Annotated in this window: 13 protein-coding genes and 1 other RNA gene; 10 read left to right on the top strand and 4 right to left on the bottom strand. The window is 45.5% G+C overall.

Annotation, left to right across the window (positions count from 1 at the left end):
• Nucleotides 1-49: 49 nt before the first annotated feature.
• Nucleotides 50-292: a PGPGW domain-containing protein gene (locus tag DRW07_RS04855; protein WP_377923149.1), complete on the top strand. Its 243-nt coding sequence runs from the start codon at nt 50-52 to the stop codon at nt 290-292.
• 44 nt (nt 293-336) lie between these two features.
• Here the strand turns inward: DRW07_RS04855 and ppsA are convergent, their stop codons facing one another.
• Nucleotides 337-2,709, bottom strand: coding sequence for a phosphoenolpyruvate synthase (gene ppsA, locus DRW07_RS04850; RefSeq protein WP_124026726.1), 2,373 nt, complete (start codon nt 2,707-2,709; stop codon nt 337-339).
• A 181-nt stretch (nt 2,710-2,890) separates the two neighbouring features.
• On the opposite strand from ppsA, the gene ppsR reads away from it, so the two are divergent.
• The gene (gene ppsR / locus DRW07_RS04845; protein ID WP_124026725.1) at nt 2,891-3,703 is read left to right on the top strand and encodes a posphoenolpyruvate synthetase regulatory kinase/phosphorylase PpsR; all 813 of its coding nucleotides are present in this window, start codon (nt 2,891-2,893) and stop codon (nt 3,701-3,703) included.
• A 5-nt stretch (nt 3,704-3,708) separates the two neighbouring features.
• Here the strand turns inward: ppsR and DRW07_RS04840 are convergent, their stop codons facing one another.
• Entirely contained in the window at nt 3,709-4,053 is a 345-nt protein-coding gene (locus DRW07_RS04840; protein ID WP_124026724.1) for an RnfH family protein, read from the bottom strand.
• On the bottom strand, nt 4,050-4,481 hold the full coding sequence (locus DRW07_RS04835; protein WP_124026723.1) for a type II toxin-antitoxin system RatA family toxin: 432 nt from the start codon (nt 4,479-4,481) through the stop codon (nt 4,050-4,052). Before DRW07_RS04835 ends, DRW07_RS04840 begins: the two co-directional genes overlap by 4 nt.
• Nucleotides 4,482-4,565: 84 nt before the next feature.
• Here DRW07_RS04835 and smpB point away from each other — a divergent pair, with 84 nt between their 5' ends.
• From smpB to DRW07_RS04805, 6 genes are all read left to right on the top strand, one after another.
• Nucleotides 4,566-5,045, top strand: a complete 480-nt coding sequence (smpB, locus tag DRW07_RS04830) for an SsrA-binding protein SmpB (protein ID WP_124026722.1) — start codon at nt 4,566-4,568, stop codon at nt 5,043-5,045.
• A 130-nt stretch (nt 5,046-5,175) separates the two neighbouring features.
• On the top strand, nt 5,176-8,448 hold the full coding sequence (locus tag DRW07_RS04825; protein WP_124026721.1) for a S41 family peptidase: 3,273 nt from the start codon (nt 5,176-5,178) through the stop codon (nt 8,446-8,448).
• A gap of 148 nt (nt 8,449-8,596) precedes the next feature.
• On the top strand, nt 8,597-9,592 hold the full coding sequence (locus tag DRW07_RS04820; RefSeq protein ID WP_124026720.1) for a hypothetical protein: 996 nt from the start codon (nt 8,597-8,599) through the stop codon (nt 9,590-9,592).
• A gap of 36 nt (nt 9,593-9,628) precedes the next feature.
• Entirely contained in the window at nt 9,629-10,267 is a 639-nt protein-coding gene (locus tag DRW07_RS04815; RefSeq protein WP_124026719.1) for a carbohydrate binding domain-containing protein, read from the top strand.
• A gap of 43 nt (nt 10,268-10,310) precedes the next feature.
• Nucleotides 10,311-10,670, top strand: a transfer-messenger RNA (tmRNA) gene (gene ssrA / locus DRW07_RS04810).
• 306 nt (nt 10,671-10,976) lie between these two features.
• Nucleotides 10,977-11,546: an Sbal_3080 family lipoprotein gene (locus DRW07_RS04805; RefSeq protein WP_124026718.1), complete on the top strand. Its 570-nt coding sequence runs from the start codon at nt 10,977-10,979 to the stop codon at nt 11,544-11,546.
• 123 nt (nt 11,547-11,669) lie between these two features.
• On the opposite strand, the gene DRW07_RS04800 is transcribed toward DRW07_RS04805, so the two are convergent.
• Nucleotides 11,670-15,389 carry a TonB-dependent receptor gene (locus tag DRW07_RS04800; RefSeq protein ID WP_124026717.1) on the bottom strand — a complete coding sequence of 1,240 codons (3,720 nt, stop codon included), beginning with the start codon at nt 15,387-15,389 and terminating at the stop codon, nt 11,670-11,672.
• A gap of 645 nt (nt 15,390-16,034) precedes the next feature.
• Between DRW07_RS04800 and DRW07_RS04795 the strand changes: the two genes are divergently transcribed.
• Nucleotides 16,035-17,495 (top strand): flavin-containing monooxygenase, encoded by a 1,461-nt coding sequence (locus DRW07_RS04795; protein WP_124026716.1) that lies wholly within the window; start codon nt 16,035-16,037, stop codon nt 17,493-17,495.
• Between the two features lie 17 nt (nt 17,496-17,512).
• Complete coding sequence (locus DRW07_RS04790; protein ID WP_124026715.1) at nt 17,513-18,397, top strand: SDR family NAD(P)-dependent oxidoreductase; 885 nt, start codon at nt 17,513-17,515, stop codon at nt 18,395-18,397.
• Nucleotides 18,398-18,400: the final 3 nt, after the last annotated feature.

Raw genomic sequence — 18,400 nt, 5'->3', positions numbered from 1 at the left:
AGGCTTGGCTGTGAAAAAAATTAGAATACGCTATGCTTAGGGCATTAATGTGAAAAGAGTAGACAGACAATTGAAAAAAGCAACAAGAACCGTCGCGGGTACTATTATGGTTGCAGTGGGAATTGTCTTCACTGTACTTCCCGGATCTATTTTACTCGTCATTGGCGGTCTCATGCTACTGAGTGTTGACTATCCCAAAGCGAGACGACTATTGGCAATGGCACAACGCAGTATGAGCAGAGGCGCCAGAAGGCTGGATGCCGCACTGACTAGGCGAAAATTAAATCGCTAATGTAAAAACAAAAAAGGCGCCGAAGCGCCTTTTTTTATTTCGGGTTATCCGTGTTTTTTAGCTAGATACAACCAGGTTTCTACAACGGTATCAGGGTTAAGTGATACGCTGTCGATACCCTGTTCAACTAGCCAGGCAGCTAAGTCTTCGTGGTCTGATGGCCCTTGCCCACAGATTCCCACGTACTTACCTCTCGCTTTTGCAGCAGAGATAGCCATCGCTAGCATAGCTTTCACGGCTTCATTTCGCTCATCGAACAAATGCGCAATCAAGCCAGAGTCCCTGTCAAGTCCCAATGTGAGCTGAGTGAGATCATTTGAACCAATCGAGAAGCCGTCAAAGATATCGAGGAACTTGTCTGCCAAAATAGCATTAGACGGTAATTCGCACATCATAATGACGCGTAAACCATTTTCGCCTTTCTTAAGCCCCTGCTCTTCAAGCAATTCGATAACCTTTTGGCCTTCCTCAAGGGTACGAACAAACGGGATCATTATCTCAACATTGGTGAGTCCCATATCATTGCGCACGCGCTTAATAGCCTCGCACTCCAGCGCAAAGCAATCACGGAAGTCTTCACTGATATAACGACTTGCACCGCGGAAGCCTAGCATGGGGTTTTCTTCGTGTGGCTCATACTGGAAGCCGCCCACCAAGTTAAAGTATTCATTCGACTTAAAGTCAGACATACGAACAATAACTTTTTCTGGCGAGAATGCTGCCCCAATGGTTGAAATACCTTCAACCAGTTTTTGGATGTAGTACTCTTTTGGCGACTCATAGCCCGCCATCATGTCACTGATTTCTTCTTTTAGATCGTCTGGCTGCTCGTCAAAGTTAAGAAGCGCTTTAGGGTGAACACCTATCATTCGGTTGATGATAAATTCCAGACGGGCAAGGCCCACACCTTTATGCGGCAATCTGGCAAAATCAAACGCACGATCAGGGTTACCCACGTTCATCATCACTTTAAGCGGTACATCAGGCATGGAATCAATACGAGAGGTCACAACGTCAAAGTCCAGCGCATCGCCATAGATGTAACCAGTATCACCTTCGGCACAGGACACAGTAACACTGTCGCCGGTTTGGATTGACTGGGTGGCATCGGCACAGCCGACAACAGCCGGAATACCCAACTCACGCGCAATGATAGCGGCGTGACAAGTACGGCCACCACGATTGGTGACAATGGCAGACGCCTTTTTCATGATAGGTTCCCAGTCAGGGTCTGTCATGTCAGTAACCAATACATCACCAGGGTTGATTTTGTCCATTTCTTCAATAGACGCAAGTACTTTAGCCTGACCAGCACCAATTTTGTGTCCAATTGCGCGACCTTCACAGATAACCTTGGCGTCGCCTTTCAGCTGGAAGCGTTCGATAACCTGCATATCTTCGCGGCTGCGTACCGTTTCAGGTCTTGCCTGAACGATATACAACTTGCCATCTACACCATCTTTGGCCCACTCAATATCCATAGGACGCTTGTAGTGCTTCTCAATGATTTGCGCCTGCTTGGCAAGTTGCATCACCTCGTCGTCAGACAGTGAGAAGGTTTTGCTCTCTGAAGCGTCAACATCAACAATGGATACCTGTTTTCCATGGCTGCTGTCGTCAGAGTAAATCATCTTGGTGAGCTTGCTGCCGATATTCCGACGCACAATGGCTGGCAGGCCTTTGTCTAAAGTCGGCTTGTGAACATAAAATTCATCTGGGTTTACCGCACCCTGTACCACCATTTCGCCTAAGCCGAATGAGCTGGTAATAAAGACAACGTCTTCAAAGCCTGATTCAGTATCAATGGTAAACATAACGCCCGAAGACGCAATGTCACTGCGCACCATACGCTGAATACCTGCACTCAGCGCCACGCCTTTGTGATCGTAGCCTTGGTGGACACGGTATGAGATAGCACGATCGTTAAACAACGAAGCAAACACATGCTTCACAGCAACCATCACTGCATCGTAACCTTTTACATTAAGAAAAGTTTCCTGCTGACCTGCGAACGAGGCGTCAGGCATATCCTCTGCCGTGGCGGATGAACGTACAGCAAAAGACGCTTCATCACCGGCATCACCTTGTAGTGACGCAAACGCCTCTTTAATTGCACTTTCAAATTGAGGTTGGAATGGCGTTTCGATTATCCAGTCACGGATAGTTTTGCCAGCCTGCGCCAAAGCATTCACATCTTCCACATCAAGCGCATCGAGCAATTCATGGATGCGAGCCTCAAGGCCACTTTGATCCAAAAACTCATTGAACGCATGGGCCGTTGTGGCAAACCCGCCAGGTACCTGTACACCTGCATTTGCAAGATTAGAAATCATTTCGCCCAAGGATGCATTTTTGCCGCCGACTACACCGACGTCCTGCATCCCCAATTCTTGATACCACAGCACGTATTCTTGCACTATCACAGCCTCCAGCGTTGTGTGTTTGTAGGGTAATAAAAAGGTGAAAAACGCTCACGCCTCCGAGTCTTTTGCTCGTTTGGGCTGGTAATTCACAGGAGGGATTCTAGAATGGCCGTAATAAGAATGTAAACTTTTATTTCATTTCGTAATAAATTTACAACAACGTTAAGGAAATGTTGTGAGAACTGCGTATTATATATCTGACGGCACGGCCATTACTTCTGAGGTGTTTGGCCATGCATTACTGTCTTTGTTCCCTATTGAATTCAATCACAAGACCATCCCATTCGTCGAAACCGAAGAAAGAGCGCTTGAAGTTTTAGAAGAAATTTCCGAAAGTTTCCAAGATACCGGTGAACGACCTTTAGTGTTTTACACCATCGTTAACCTCGAAATCAGGGATATCATCGCCAAATCAGCCGGTATTAATTACAATTTTCTCAATCAATTTGTGGCGCCACTGGAGAAAATTCTGGGTGTTCCATCCAAACCTGAAAAACATCGTACTCATAGTATTCACGAAACGACCTATGACATCAGAATAGAAGCGGTTAATTACGCATTGGCAAACGACGACGGTTCGAACTTAAAAGACTACCACGAAGCCGACGTTATTCTGACTGGCGTATCTCGCTCAGGCAAAACGCCCACTAGCTTATATTTGGCATTACAATATGGCATAAAAGCGGCCAATTACCCTTTTACCGAAGAAGATATGGGTGACATGTTAAAGCTTCCGACGGCACTGAGACGGTTCAAGCAAAAGCTGTTTGGCCTGACCATTCAGCCAGAGAGATTACATCAGATTCGCTCAGAGCGGCGAGCAAACAGCCGCTATGCATCTATACAACAATGCCGAATGGAGCTAAGAGAAGTAGAAAACCTTTATCGCAGAGAACGCATTCCGTTTTTGAACAGTACGCATTTTTCAATCGAAGAAATATCAGCCAAGATTTTGGCAGAAACCGGCCTGCAAAGACGAAAGTATTAACGACGTTATTCCGCGCGAAGCTTACTTGGCCGTCCACCCGTTACTTTATCGGCGCGGCCTTCTTCCTTGGCTTTTTCTGCGCGGCGTTTTCTCACTTCTTTAGGGTCGGCAATGAGCGGGCGGTAAATCTCTACCCTGTCACCGTCTTTCAACACGGTATTTGGTTTAACCACACGGCTCCAAATACCGTATTTAACGTTTGATAAATCAAGTTCAGGATAAGAAGACGTAATATTGGACAGGACAACGGCCTGTTCAACTGTTGTACCTTGATGCACCACTATTTCCAACAGCGTTTGCGAATGCGGCAACGCATAGGCTACCTCTACTGAAATGACTTCAGCACTCATGCGTAAACCTCTCTGGCACGCTGTGTAAATGCATTCACCATATTGGTTGTGAGCGCCTTAAACACCTTTCCAAAAGCCGCCTCAACCATTCTGCTTTCAAACTCAAAACGCAAATCCAACTCAATTTTACAGGCGTCCTCAGAAAGAGGAATAAATGACCAGCCCCCTGATAACGTTTTAAACGGTCCACTGGTCAGTTGCATCCGAATACTTCTGCCTGGCGATAGCGTATTTTTAGTGGTAAACCATTGTTTGATACCCGCTTTTGATACTAACAGAGCCGCGCTCATATGCTCATTTGTTTGCTCATCAATACGGCTGTCAGCACAGCCCGGGAGGAATTCGGGGTAACGATTTACGTCATTGACAAGCTCATACATGGATTCAGCACTAAACGGTACTAATGCACTGCGTTGTATGTGGGGCATCTGAAATATTTATTCTCAAAGGTTGAAAAGCCGCGATTGTAACACGACTTATGATTCTTGGAACTTTAGGATATACTTGCGTCCATGAAAAAATCTAAAAATAATGCAAATACAACAGGCACGATCGCGCTGAATAAAAAAGCCCGTCATGACTACCATCTGGAAGAAAAGTTTGAGGCTGGACTTTCGTTGCAAGGCTGGGAACTGAAAAGTATTCGGGCCGGGAAAGTCAACATTACCGACAACTACGTTATTCTACAAAATGGTGAAGCGTACTTGGTGGGCAGTCGTATTACGCCGCTGAACCAGGCTTCAACGCACGTTATCTGTGAACCAGAGCGCGCGCGTAAACTACTGCTAAACAAGCGCGAACTAGACAAATTAATCGGTGCCCGGGACCGCCAAGGATATTCTATTGTGGCCACTGCCATGTATTGGAAGAAATGTTGGGTGAAACTCGAAATTTACCTCGCTAAAGGCAAACAAAGCCACGATAAACGCGATGCAATTAAAGACCGCGACTGGGCAAGACAAAAAGAGCGCATGATGAAAAAGACGGCGTAACCTGTCTTTACTGAATAAAATTTCGTCTCAAAAACCCAGCAATTCGCTGGGTTTTTATTGCCCAATACCACAATAAAGCCTACCCTCTTTCTTTTACCTATAACAATAAGGTCCTAAAGGACAGAAGACCATGAAGATAACACGCACGCTCGCTGCATTGGCAGCTCTCAGCTATACCTACACGGCCACAGCACAAATTGAACCCGAATGGGTGAGATATCCGGCCATTTCGCCCGATGGCAGTCACATTGCGTTTACCTATAAGGGCGACCTGTATAAAGTAGCCGCCAAAGGCGGTGAAGCAACACGCCTGACATTCCACGCTGCCCACGACTTTAAACCCGTTTGGAGCAACGATGGAAATCGCATTGCCTTTGCTTCTGAAAGACATGGTAATTTTGACGTCTTTATAATGGATGCAAATGGCGGCGAAGCAACACGTCTGACTTATGACTCCTCTGATGAAGTCCCCTATGATTTCATGCCCAAATCAGGCAGCAGCAGTGAGAAAGTATTGTTTAAAGGGATGCGCATTGATTCACATCTCAATAGACAATACCCAAGCAGAACTTACCCAGAGCTTTATGCTGTAAATGCCACGGGTGGCAAGGTTCAGCAAGTGCTAACCTCATCTGCAGAAGAAGTCTCTGTGTCATCAGACGGAGACTTTTTCGTTTACCAGGACATCAAAGGTGGAGAAAACGCGTGGCGTAAACATCACCGCTCTTCGGTAACCCGTGATCTTTGGGTCTACGATGTAGAAGACAAGACGCACAAAGTGATCACAACCTTTGAGGGCGAAGACCGCGATCCGGTTTTAGCCGATAACGATAAAGACCTGTTCTACTTGAGCGAACAAAACGGCACATTTAATGTGTTCAAAACGTCGCTAAGGCGCCCCTCTAACGTGGAGCAACTTACTGACTTTGACACCCACCCTGTGCGCTTTTTATCTCAGGCAAAAGGCACTCTGGCATTTTCCTATCATGGCCAGCTTTATACGATGAAAGATGGCGCCAAGCCCAAAAAGGTCAGCGTGACTATTCGCACCCAAGATACCACAAATCGAGAATCCTACGCCAACATCAATGGCGAGATAGACGACTTTGTGATTTCGCCTGATGGCAAAGAGATTGCCTTTATTGCCAATGGTGATGTGTTTGTTTCCTCAAAAGACGGTAAATTCACCAAGCAGATTACTGATACACCTGAAACAGAAGCCTCTGTAACATTCTCGGCTGACGGCAAACGCGTTGTATATGCCTCTGAACGCGGCCTGAAGTGGAGTATTTTTCAAAGCGAGAAAGTCAGAGACGCTGAACCTTTCTTTTATGCCGCTTCGTTGCTGAAAGAGACGGCGCTTATCGACAATGATAAAGACAACTACCTGCCGCAGATTTCACCTGACGGAAAACGTATCGCATATGTGGAAGACAGACGCACTCTCAAAGTAGCCAATATCGATGGCACTGACAGTAAAGTACTGGTCGCCAGAGAGAACATGATCAACATGCGTGACCATGACCAGTATTTCACCTGGAGCCCAGACAGCCAGTATTTGCTGTTTACTCACGACCGACTGCTGAACAACGCAGACATTGCGGTGGTCAAGGCCGATGGTTCTGAGCCATTTAAGGCATTATCACAAAGCGCCTATTACGACTACTACGGCAAGTGGACGATGGGCGGAAAAGCCGTATTGTGGTTCAGTAACAAAAATGGTTTGCGCAGCTATGCAACCAGTGGAAGCTCCCAGCTAGACGTGTATGCGACTTTCCTCGATAAGGAGAGCTGGGACAGATTCACAATGAGCAAAGACGACTTCGAATTACTGGAAGCTATTGAAGAAGCCAATAAGCCCGACGACAAAGAAGATGATGCTAAAGAAAGCTCTGATGACACAGAAAATGCCAGCACAGACAAAAAAGACGAAGATGAGACACCTACTGTAACCATTGAATGGGACGGGTTGGAAGACCGCACTGCACGGTTAACCATACATTCTTCACGCTTAAGTGACGCTGTACTAGACAAAGAGGGTGAGAAGCTCTATTACATCACCCGGTTTGAAGGCAAACTCGATTTATGGCAGACCGAACTTCGCAGTAAAGAAACGAAGAAGCTATTCGGCCTTAAAGCGAATTCAGGTAGCTTACAGTGGGACATGGACAAAGAGACACTGTATCTGCTCAGTGATGGCAAATTGTCTAAGCTAGATCTGAAAAAGAAGAAAAAAGAGGCGGTTAAGATTAAGGGCGACGTTAAAAAGACCAGCCCTGAACTATTTGCCTCGGCTTTTGATCATATCTGGTTGCGTACCCAAAAGACCTTCTATGAGCCGACCTATCATGGTGTGGACTGGCAGAAGATGTATCAAGAGTACCAACCCAAAGTTGCCCACATTGATAATGCCCATGAGTTTGCTGAGCTGGTCAGTGAGCTACTCGGTGAGCTAAACGTCTCTCACGCTGGTGCACGTGCTCGCTCAGGCTTTAATATCGATAAACCAGATGCAACTGCAAGACTCGGTATATTTTATGATGACAGCTATACCGGGAATGGCATTAAGGTGACTGAGGTCATCAAAGGTGGTCCGCTAGACAAAGCAATTCTTGATATGGCAGCCGGAGATATCATCACGCATATTGATGGTGAAGCTATCGACAATACTTTTGATTGGGCCAAGTTACTGAACCGTAAAGCAGATACATTTGTGCTGTTAACTGTGCGTGACAACGCGAACGCGACTAAGGAATTAACCGTTAAGCCAATCAGTAATCGCGAACAAAACCGGTTGCTTTATCAGCGCTTTGTCGACATGAACGAAAAAGATGTACTGGCCATGTCAAATGGCCAGTTAGGCTATGTACACATCCCTTCAATGAGTGATGGCCCCTACAGAAATGTCTTTGACACTATGTTAGGCAAGCATTACGACAAAAAAGCCATGGTAGTTGATGCGCGTTTTAATGGTGGCGGCGATTTGGTAGCCGATCTGGCCATGTTCTTCACTGGTGAGTCGTTTATTACTTATGAAACCGCAGATAAAGTGGTAGGTGGTGAGCCAACTTCGCGCTACACCAAACCACTGGTCAGTCTGTTTAATGAGTCCATGTATTCAGACGGACACTGTTATGCGTCGGGTTTCGAAGATTTAGACTTGGGTACCAGCATTGGTATGCCTGTTCCTGGCACCTGTAGTTTTGCCGGTTGGGAGCGCCTTCCAGTAGGTATTGTTTGGGGCATGGTCCCTGTGAGTGCCAAAAACAAACAAGGCGAATGGATGGAGAACAACCAGACCAATCCCGACATTATTATCAAAAATATGCCTGAAATACTAAGCAACGGCAAGGATCAGCAACTTGAGAAAGCTGTGGAAACGCTGCTAGGACAACTGAACTAGTTCTATCAGGATTCCTCCTTTTGGCAAAGCCAGCACTTACCGTAGGTGCTGGCTTTTTTATTTCAAATACTTAGGTATTAATTGATACACCCAACCCTATAAAAAGTGGCGGTAATATTTCTGAGATCCAAAATTCAAGGAAATTACCATGTTGAAGATAAAAGGAATTTCCCTTTTGGTGAGCTTGAGCTTGTTGAGCTTTGCGAGTAATGCAAACTTGTTCACTGGAAGTGAAATTCAGCCTAATGAAATTCAAAAGAAGAGCTGGCACTGGTTTAACACCGAAGATCTCAATACCCTAAGCGGTACCGAGAAATACCGGTTTGTAAAAGGGTGCTTTACGCTTACTACAGTATGTATTACCAGTTTTACTGACGTAGAACCTATTCCCGACGGCCCATTGTATCCTATACAGCGTGATGCTAATAAAAAGGTATTGTCAGAAGAAGAGCTATACACCTGGAACGCAGCAGGCAGCAACTCGTGGGATCAAGTCTTGGGCGCAACGGAAGGCGACAGCCGTAGAATGACTATTTTAGGTGCGCAAAGCTTTGGCTCTTCTAGGGGACAACTCACTGGAGGTTCCATTGGACAACTCGGCACACTAGGCTTTGGTGGATTTCCTGGATCAACTGATTCGCCTATTGTCAGAACAGACCTACCGGGTTTAACCCGTCCTGCGCAAGGTTCAGGCACAGATTCTCAATCAGGCAACGACCCAATCGCCAGTACTGGCAGCCAGAGTGGGGAAAGTGAACTGCCCGGCAATGAACCTGTATCTGAACCGAACTTGTTACCTGAGGCGCAAATACCGCCCTCAGAAGATCCAGTACCTAGCACCCCGGAAGAAGAAGGCGGAACTCACTCCAATACGCCAGAAACAGGTACGTCAGGCGGTGAACAACCGGAAGCAGGTGATCCTGAACCGTCAGGTGGCAAAAAGCCGGTTTTACCTGGTGATCCACCCGTAATCGATCCACCTCTCCTCGAAGCCGTTGCCAAAACAACTGACGAGAAAACGTTGCAAGTGGTGTCAGAGCCGCCTGTGTGGTTATTCCCACTATTGATATTCATCGCACTTTATCTGTTAAAAGACAGACGAGGAAGTGAAGACGGAGCAGACGCAGTTCAGGCAGCAGCCTAACTGCTCTCGCCCAACTAACCCGGAAGGTTTATTAACATGATAAAACGCATAAAAACTGCTCTGTTGGCCATGGCGTGCCTAGCTGCCCTACCCGCTTCTGCCAATTTAATCATTAATGGCAGCTTTGAAGACAACGACGTACAGCAAGGGAAATGGAAATGGTTCTATGCCGAAGACGTGAATGGCTGGAACGGCAGTACCATTGAGATATGGGATAACTTCAAAGGTATCGATGCCACTGAGGGTAACCAGTTTGCTGAACTCAACGCCCATTCCAATGGCAAGAAGCAATTTGGTATTTTCCAAACGTTTCAAACAAATGTGGGCCAAACCTACGATGTCTCATTTGCTTATCGTGCCAGACAAAGTAACAAGGAAGCTTTTGAAATCGGCCTTAGCGATAGCAACGATGTGTCTTTTTTCAACCAGATAATGGACGACCATATTGTAGGTGAATGGTCATTTTTTAAAGGATCGTTTGTCTCAACCACCAGCACTACTTCGCTTTGGTTTTCAACAGTAAACCCTTACAGCGGCACTGTGGGCAATTTTATTGACAACATCAGTGTAACATCTGTGAACAATGTACCTGCACCCACTGTCTGGTTTTTAATCGTTTCAGCCCTAACTGGTCTCTTTGTGTTCAAAAAGCAAAGGCAAAGGCTAAACCGCTGATAGATCAGGCTTCAACGTCTGTGCTATCATGTTAGAACATTTTGGGGCTGATCAGGATTCGACAGGATTTAGGACGCCCGAGGTGCATGCAGAGGTGCGGTTTGCCTCTTTAAAAAGCCGCATTTAAATAGTCGCAAACGACGAAAACTACGCACTAGCCGCTTAATAACCGGTATAGGCCCTTCCACCTCAGTCTTTTTCTGCTAGCGGGGATTCGGAAGGTCATTTAAGTAGAATAGCGAGGGAAACTTGTCTGAGGTTGAACCGCGAAACAGTATCAGGCCAGCTGCAAGGAAATCCTGTTTGTCGGAGTTCCAAGTAGTTAAATAGAAGACAAACTAAGCATGTAGTACCAACGGTAGACACTTTCTGGACGCGGGTTCAAATCCCGCCAGCTCCACCAATTAAACGCTGAGCCCCGCTATTTCGCGGGGTTCTTTGTTTCTAAAGGGCTGAAAAGGATTGTTTTCGAACATAAAGGTAGTACAAAGAGGTTAAAAAATTATAAAGCTAGCCTACGCGGTCACGTTCCACCAAGTATTACTACAGTAATTTCTTTACTATCACGTAAGGAAAAGCTAACCATATATGAATTAACTCTCAGCTGAAAAAAACCCAAGCACAATGAAACCAAATATCGCTTGATGATAGATTTATATAAAGTTACCGTGGGTTTATGGAAGATTAAAAAAAACTTATGGACAATATTTTGCAAAAACAACTTATTCAGCTTTTGATACCTGCGGCTCTATTTGGTTTAGCTGGCTGCGCAGCAAAACAAACAATTTCAGCTTTTCAAAAAGCGCCACCAAAGAAAATTTGCGTAGCTCGGCATGATGCAGTGCGCCAAAATTTCCATGATGCACTCACTAACGCTTTTAATACCCATAATTCAGAAACAAAAACTATAAGAGCCAACTATGTAGAGAAGCATCAAGCATGGCACCCCACTATTATCGATTCTCATCTTGACGATTGTGATGCGTTTGCGTTCTACGTCGCTAACTGGACATGGGATATAACCATGTATATGCATTTCGCAAATATCTGGATAACCGATACATCTATGAGTGAAAAAATTGCTCAAGCGACGTATGTTACTGGTGGTGGTCCAGATAAATGGATTAATGCAAAAGAAAAAGTGGATGAATTAGTTTATGAAATGTACAAGCCTGTAAGTGGCTTAGCCCCTGTAAACTATGTCAACTCAACTGAGGTTATTTCAACACAACCAACAACTGAATCGGTCACTACCAAAAACGGTACAACCCCTGAGTAGTGGATGGGACGTTGACTACGGAAGTGGTGACCTAGGTATCTCGATAGACCATCGAATAAATGAAAAGGCGAGCATCAGCTCGCCTTTTATATTGGTGCCAAACGTTGTCTGGCGCTTTGTCGCTTAGAAGGTGTAGTTAACACCAATATAGAAACGGCGACCATTGGTCCATTCATTGACCACAATTTGATTAACCGTGCTCTGGTAGTAAGGCTTGAGCTCTTCTACAGACACACCACTGGCTTGAGCCAGCATCTCAAAGGCTGCATCGCCGGTAATCGATGATTCAATAATCTGATTACCATCATCGTCAGTGGCGATAATGCGATTGCCAGTGGCTACACCATTTTCGTCCAACTCATCAATCCACTGCATGCGGTTGATAACAGGGTCTTGAACAATTTGTGATGTATCCAGATAGTGAACTACGTTCTCGTTAGTCAGGTTAGTAACAGCGAAGCTAGCTACCAGGTTTTCCATGATCTGATAAGTGGCTTTGAAGTCTAACTGTGAACGCGCGTCAGTAAAGCGCACACCTTCACTGGTGCTCTGATTCGCAAACTCACTGCGATAATTGTATGAAAGACGTACCGAGTAGTCGTCATCTTCATAGTATACCGAGGCATTCAAAGTGTCTTTTGACTGACCGAACATAGGCTCAGTTTGCTTCGTGGTTTTAGTAGTAAAACCTGTCACTTCGAAGTACTCACGTTGCGAAGGGTCGCTCTGGTGGGTTTCGATATCCGTCATATCGCCAATTTCATAAGCGAACTCAGACGTAATGAATGATTGGTCTGGCACATCGGTGTAGGTATAGTTAATGATCCCACCAAACCCGGTTCCAAAATCATGCTGAAGTTGTACTTCAACCCCTTTAACTTTTTGCTCACCTGTGTTGAAGTAAGAGCTCACCACATAGTCACCAAAGATAGGATAACCATTACTGTCGGTTGTACCTTCATCACCAAGATAATCCAGGTTTTGTACCCGAGAGGTTGAGCGGACCATGTTTTTGATGTCTTTTTGGAACCCGGTGATCGCGAATATTGATGACTTATCAAAGTACCACTCAACACCAATCTCGCTGTTAACCGAAGTGTAAGAGCCTAAGTTAGGGTTACCCACAGAGCCGCGACGCTGAGAATCCATAGGCAAACGTTCAGCCAGGCCTTCGTCAGTTAAGTCTTGTTGACGGCCATCGGTGTAAAGACGATAGCGCTCAGTGACCAAATAGAAGTTACTTCTCATTTGCGTCAGGCTAGGATGTGAGATGTTCTTCGAAGCTGCAGCACGAAGAATCAAATCGTCCGCCAGATTGTAGGCAATGTTAAAGCTTGGTAAGTAATCTTTGGTACCACTGGTTTGTACAAGTGGTACATACTGGTTAAAGCCCGCTAACTCTGCAATATAACCTGGATCACTTGGATCAGAGGGGTAAGATAATAATTGACCGTTTTCATCTTTTGCCACTTCACGGCCAATGGACTCACGGTCTGTATCGACCACGCGAATACCTAGGTTACCGCGGAAATTTTCACCACTGAAATTGACCATCGCATAGTAGGCAAGTAACTCTTCAGTGACATCATAGAAACTGCCTTTAGACTCAGTCATGCCCGAACGACAACCGTAGTACTGATCAGACCCAGATGCTGCAATAGCATCCTCACACGCCCCTTTGTTTGGCGTACCTTCGGAATGTAATACCAAGAAGTGGTCGTTCAGCAGGGCTGACCGTTTGTTTTGATCAATATCGAAGTATTCACTGGGGATGTCGTGTCCGGCTGTATCCAAACCAGATACAGTGCCACCCACAATTTCTTCAGCCAGAATCAAAGGGAACTCACTGGCTTCATTCGCGTATCCGTGGAAACGGGCGCTTTCAGTAAAGTAAGTTTGGTCACGGCTAATATCACGGTATTTAGCACCGAATTTTACGCTGTCGATGTAAAAACGATTATCCAGCTGCCAAGTTACATCAGCCTGGAAGAAATCTTCTACGTTTTCACGGTAGCGAGCAGAATTACTCAGTCCGCCGGTAAGCAGATAGAATTCGTTGGTCGGTGCCAGCAAGAAAGTTTCCGCACGTTGTTGTGCAGCAGCCAATTCATCACCAGTTAGTGACGGATCGGCGTGTACCCCCCAATAGATCTTGCCGGTATCCGGGTTATAGGCGTAGCCTAAGTTAACGCCCTCGTAAGTAGGGATTTGCAGCGATGCATCGTCACCTGAATAAGGTGTTTCATAATCGCCGTACCGGGTCGCCAGTGTAGTCCCACGATCCATTACTGTACTCTCAGCAGTTGTTCGTCCTGCTTGCAGTTTGACGATAAAGTCATCGACAGTGTAATCCACGGTCAGATGGAAACGGTCCTGTTCTGTTTCGGTTCCACTGCGATCGTTAGAGTCGCGGCGGATCATTTCACCCCATCGAATATCGCCGCCATAGTAATTGTTTCCGTCCCATACCATACCTGCACCGCGTACTAGGTTTACACCGTCTACTGGGTAGTATGCTGATAACACTATATCGTTGACCGGGTCCATGACTAAACGCGGGTCAATGCCTTCTTCACCATTACTGTAGAGCAGTTGGCTCATACGGAATGTTTGAGCGTACAAGTTATCGTTTTTGTTGTCACGGTCAGAACTGTTGCGGTTTAACTCAAGGTTTATGCTCAAGTCATCGGTGGGTGCCCATTGCAGATTTACTGTGGTATCCAAGCGACTTTCGTCGGTTTGGAACGCTGGTGAATAAAGCATATTACCAATGTGCTTAGGCGCAGTCTGGCCTAAACCGCCACTTCGACGGCTACCCCAGAACAATCCCCACGTAGGGTCGATATATGTCGGGTCCATGACCTCGTCTAACTGCCCCCAGTTCTGGGTATTGTTGTTCCACACACCGGAGTTGGCTGGATCATTGGTAGGCCAGTATGAGTCGCCATTACCGGCTACGGCTTCCAAATCACCGTAGGTGTATCCATTAAGCGCCATGTGACGGGTAATAATCAGGTTATGGCCATTCATATGACGCAATTTGATATCGCTGGCTAAACATTCCTCTGTTGGGCATGCAATAGCATCAGTTTGCTGAAAACCAGTTCCGGCACCGATACCGCCTGACTCATAGCCAGAACGGAAAGCGTTACGCTGCTGTAAGCTTACTGCAATCGATGCACCGAATGTGTGATCGTCATTAACAAAGTTGTAAGCACTTGAAATCTGCGGTGACGATTTTTCAGATGAATCATTGTATTCACCCTCAATGTTCACATAACCATAGCCATCTTCTTGCTCTAAGGGCTTTTTAGTGTGCAGGATTACCGTTCCACCGATACCGCCAGCGTCTAAGTCAGCTCGGGCAGATTTATGTACTTCAATCTTTGATACCCGCTCAGCTGGGATATTAGAAAAGTTAAACGCATTGCTCTCAGACTGACCGGGTAAATACGAGGCAGACTTAGCAGATTGGCCGTTAACAAGGGTATTGGTTAATGAAGGCGAGGTACCACGAATAGAAATTCTAGATCCTTCACCGAACTGACGCTCAATTTGCACACCAGCCACACGTTGCAGTGCTTCAGCCATGTTTTTATCTGGGTTTTTGGCGATGTCTTCGGTGTTGATAGAATCTACTATTGAATCAGAAAAACGCTTGTTGTTGAGGTTTTCACGCAGCGACGAACGAATTCCTGTGACCTGAATCACCTCAATCTCGTCTTTCTCTTTGTCGGCAGTTGCCTGACTGTCTTGCGCGTAAGCCATCATGGGCACACTGGTACTAACCAGTAACGCTGTACTTACAGCGATGGCGGTTCTCGATAGTTGTCTTGCCTTCATATCTATCCCTTTAGATTGTGTAGTCACGGGTTTTAGTCTGTTTTGTCACAGAAATTGCAGAAAATTTGTGCTCCAGAAGCCAGAAACCGGATTGCTTGGCTAACGACGTACAAACAGTTTGATGTGGTAATGCGCCACGTATTTAATCTGATTTTTCTGAGCTCCTGAGACCATTGAGGGGTGCCAATTAGCATTCCTTTGTTGGCTAATTAAACAAAATGGCCATAAAGAATCAAGAATATTTTACTTTTTTTACATATTTTATTAAAAATATTTTATTAAATTGGAATTTTTTATACTGTGAGAAGAGGCGCTATATTCTGGCCATTATGACAAGTAAGCTATTTTAGTCGTCATTGCCAGAATGAATTGAACTCACCTTAAAAAATAAAATAATCAGCTACTTAATCGTTTCACACCTAGATTGAACGGCGTTGAAGAAGCTCAGGAATGGCTTACAGGTTGGCGATGAAAATACAACAACAAACGCTCTGATAGATCGAATGGTGGCGAAGCAACAACAATTGACTAACCCCGAAATGCTGTACCAGTATATTTGAACTCAACATTTTGACTAATTCTTGAACCAAGCCGCGCAACAAGGTACAACACTATCATATTGATTTTAAATATTGTTTGAATGACGTGAAGCGTTATCGTGTTGTAATTATTGGAAGTGGCTTTGGTGGTCAATGCGCGGCAATTCACTTGCTCAAGCAAAACATCACTGATTTTCTAATTTTAGAGCGGCGCCCATTTGTTGGTGGTACTTGGGTACAAAACCGATATCCGGGTGCGGCTGTAGATGTGCAATCGCCGCTGTATTCGTTGTCTTTCGAACCCGAGCCCTGGAGTCGGATGTTTGCAGAGCAGGCGGAACTAGAGAGCTATACAAAGAAAGTGTTCAAGAAATACGGACTCGCAAACAAAACACAAACTCATGCCAATGTTACTCAGGTCTGCTGGCAAGAAGATGAAAAGCAATGGCATATTAGGATCAATGACTCTGACACTATTGAAGCCAAATTCGTCATTAATGCTTCTGGTCCATTAAGTACGCCTGTCATACCAAAAATCAAAGGCCAAGCGCGCTTTCAAGGCGCAGCATTTCATACTAACGACTGGAACCACGGCGTGGATTTATCCAATAAATCTGTGGCCATAATGGGAAGTGGTGCCAGTGCTGCTCAAGTGATTCCCGCCATCATCGACAAGGTTAAAGAATTACACGTATTTCAACGCACACCGCATTGGGTACTGCCAAGGTGGGATAGAGTATTCAAGCCCTGGCAACGAAAACTGCTCAGTAAACCATGGGCCTATAAGGCATTGCGCTGGTTGATTTATTGGTTATTGGAATTTCGCATTGTCGCTTTCAAATACTCTCCCCTACTTCTACGACTTATTGGTGAACGCCCAGCCAAACGCCATTTAAAAGCACAGATTTCCGATGATGAGTTAAGGGCAAAACTTACACCTGATTACACTATAGGGTGCAAACGCATTATTGTATCAAGTACACTTTATCCTGCACTCGCCCACCCTAATACAATTTTCCATGACAAGTTGGATGGCATTACGTCGTTTACACCTACAGGCATTAACACCGCGTCCGGTAACACTATTGACGTAGATGTGATGGTGTATGGCACGGGTTATGATGCAACCGACGGCATTATTTCTTATCCGGTCATAGGCAGAAATGGCAAGTCACTCAGTGCATTTTGGGAGGAATACCCAAGAGCCTATTTAGGGATTAGCACGCCAGATTTTCCCAACTTATTTATTGTGACAGGCCCCAATACAGGTATTGGTCATACATCCGCGATATTCGTTATCGAGTCGCAAATGAAATATATACTTAATGCCATACAACTGGTTGAAAGAGCGAATATAGCAGCGGTTGAAGTTACTGCTGAAGCTGAACAGGAATACACAGAAATGATCCACAAAGAAATGGCCTCGACAGTATGGCATAACGGCGGATGCAATTCCTGGTACAAAAGTAAGAGTGGTAAAGTCACTGCCATGTTCCCAGGTTTCAGTTTTCAATACCGAAAGCTGTGTAAGAAATTTAAGCATTCTCATCACATTTTCACTGAGTGACCTTAGGCAGACGAACCATGCTCATCACTACACATCGCGATTTTTTTAACAATAAGGTGGTTGTCGTCACAGGTGCGGCATCTGGGATTGGCCAAGCACTTGCGACGCAATTTGCGCAATGCGGTGCAAAGTTAGCGTTATGTGATTTTGATCAGCAAGGCTTGATGGATGTAGCAGCTAGCCTTGAACAGACTTTTCCTCGCACTTCAATCTTCAAGCAAGTACTGGACGTAGCAGACTCTTCATCATGGGAGCGTTTTCTGTACCAGGTTAACCAACAATTTAGCGCGATTCATATCGTTATCAATAATGCAGGCATAGAAGGCAGTGCCAAACCTTGCTGGGCAACTGATGAAGCCACATTAAAACGAACGATAGACGTTAATTTTTACGGTATGACCCACGGCAGTCGTTTATCTTTACCCTACCTCGCTAAGCAGGAATGGGCAGCACTGGTTAATGTATCCAGTATTTTTGGCTTGATAGGCGTGCCTAATGCCGCTGATTACTGCGCCAGTAAATTTGCCATTCGGGGCTACACAGAGGCGTTGCGCGCTGAGTTATGCCAAATTCTTCCGCATATTCAAGTGCACTTGGTGCATCCAGGTGGGATCAACACCCGAATTACCCGGCATGCACATAGTCAGGCATTTAAAGACAAATTTTTGAAGACGTCACCGGTGGATATGGCTAACACCATCATCAAAGGTATTTATGCCAACAAACCAAGAATAGTATTTGGCCACCAATCACGTTATGCCCACTGGGGTTCACGGTTACTCTCTCTAAATTGGCTTACACGTCTTGCATCACGCGACATGAGGTCGTTGAATATGGATGAGGACTACCGCCTTGATCATTCAGGGTTAACTATCCCGCCCAATCGTCCATCGGATAAATAGAGT

The organism is Paralteromonas sediminis (assembly GCF_003820355.1).
Lineage (GTDB): Bacteria > Pseudomonadota > Gammaproteobacteria > Enterobacterales > Alteromonadaceae > Alteromonas_F > Alteromonas_F sediminis.
This window is presented reverse-complemented; position numbering and strand designations above follow the sequence as displayed.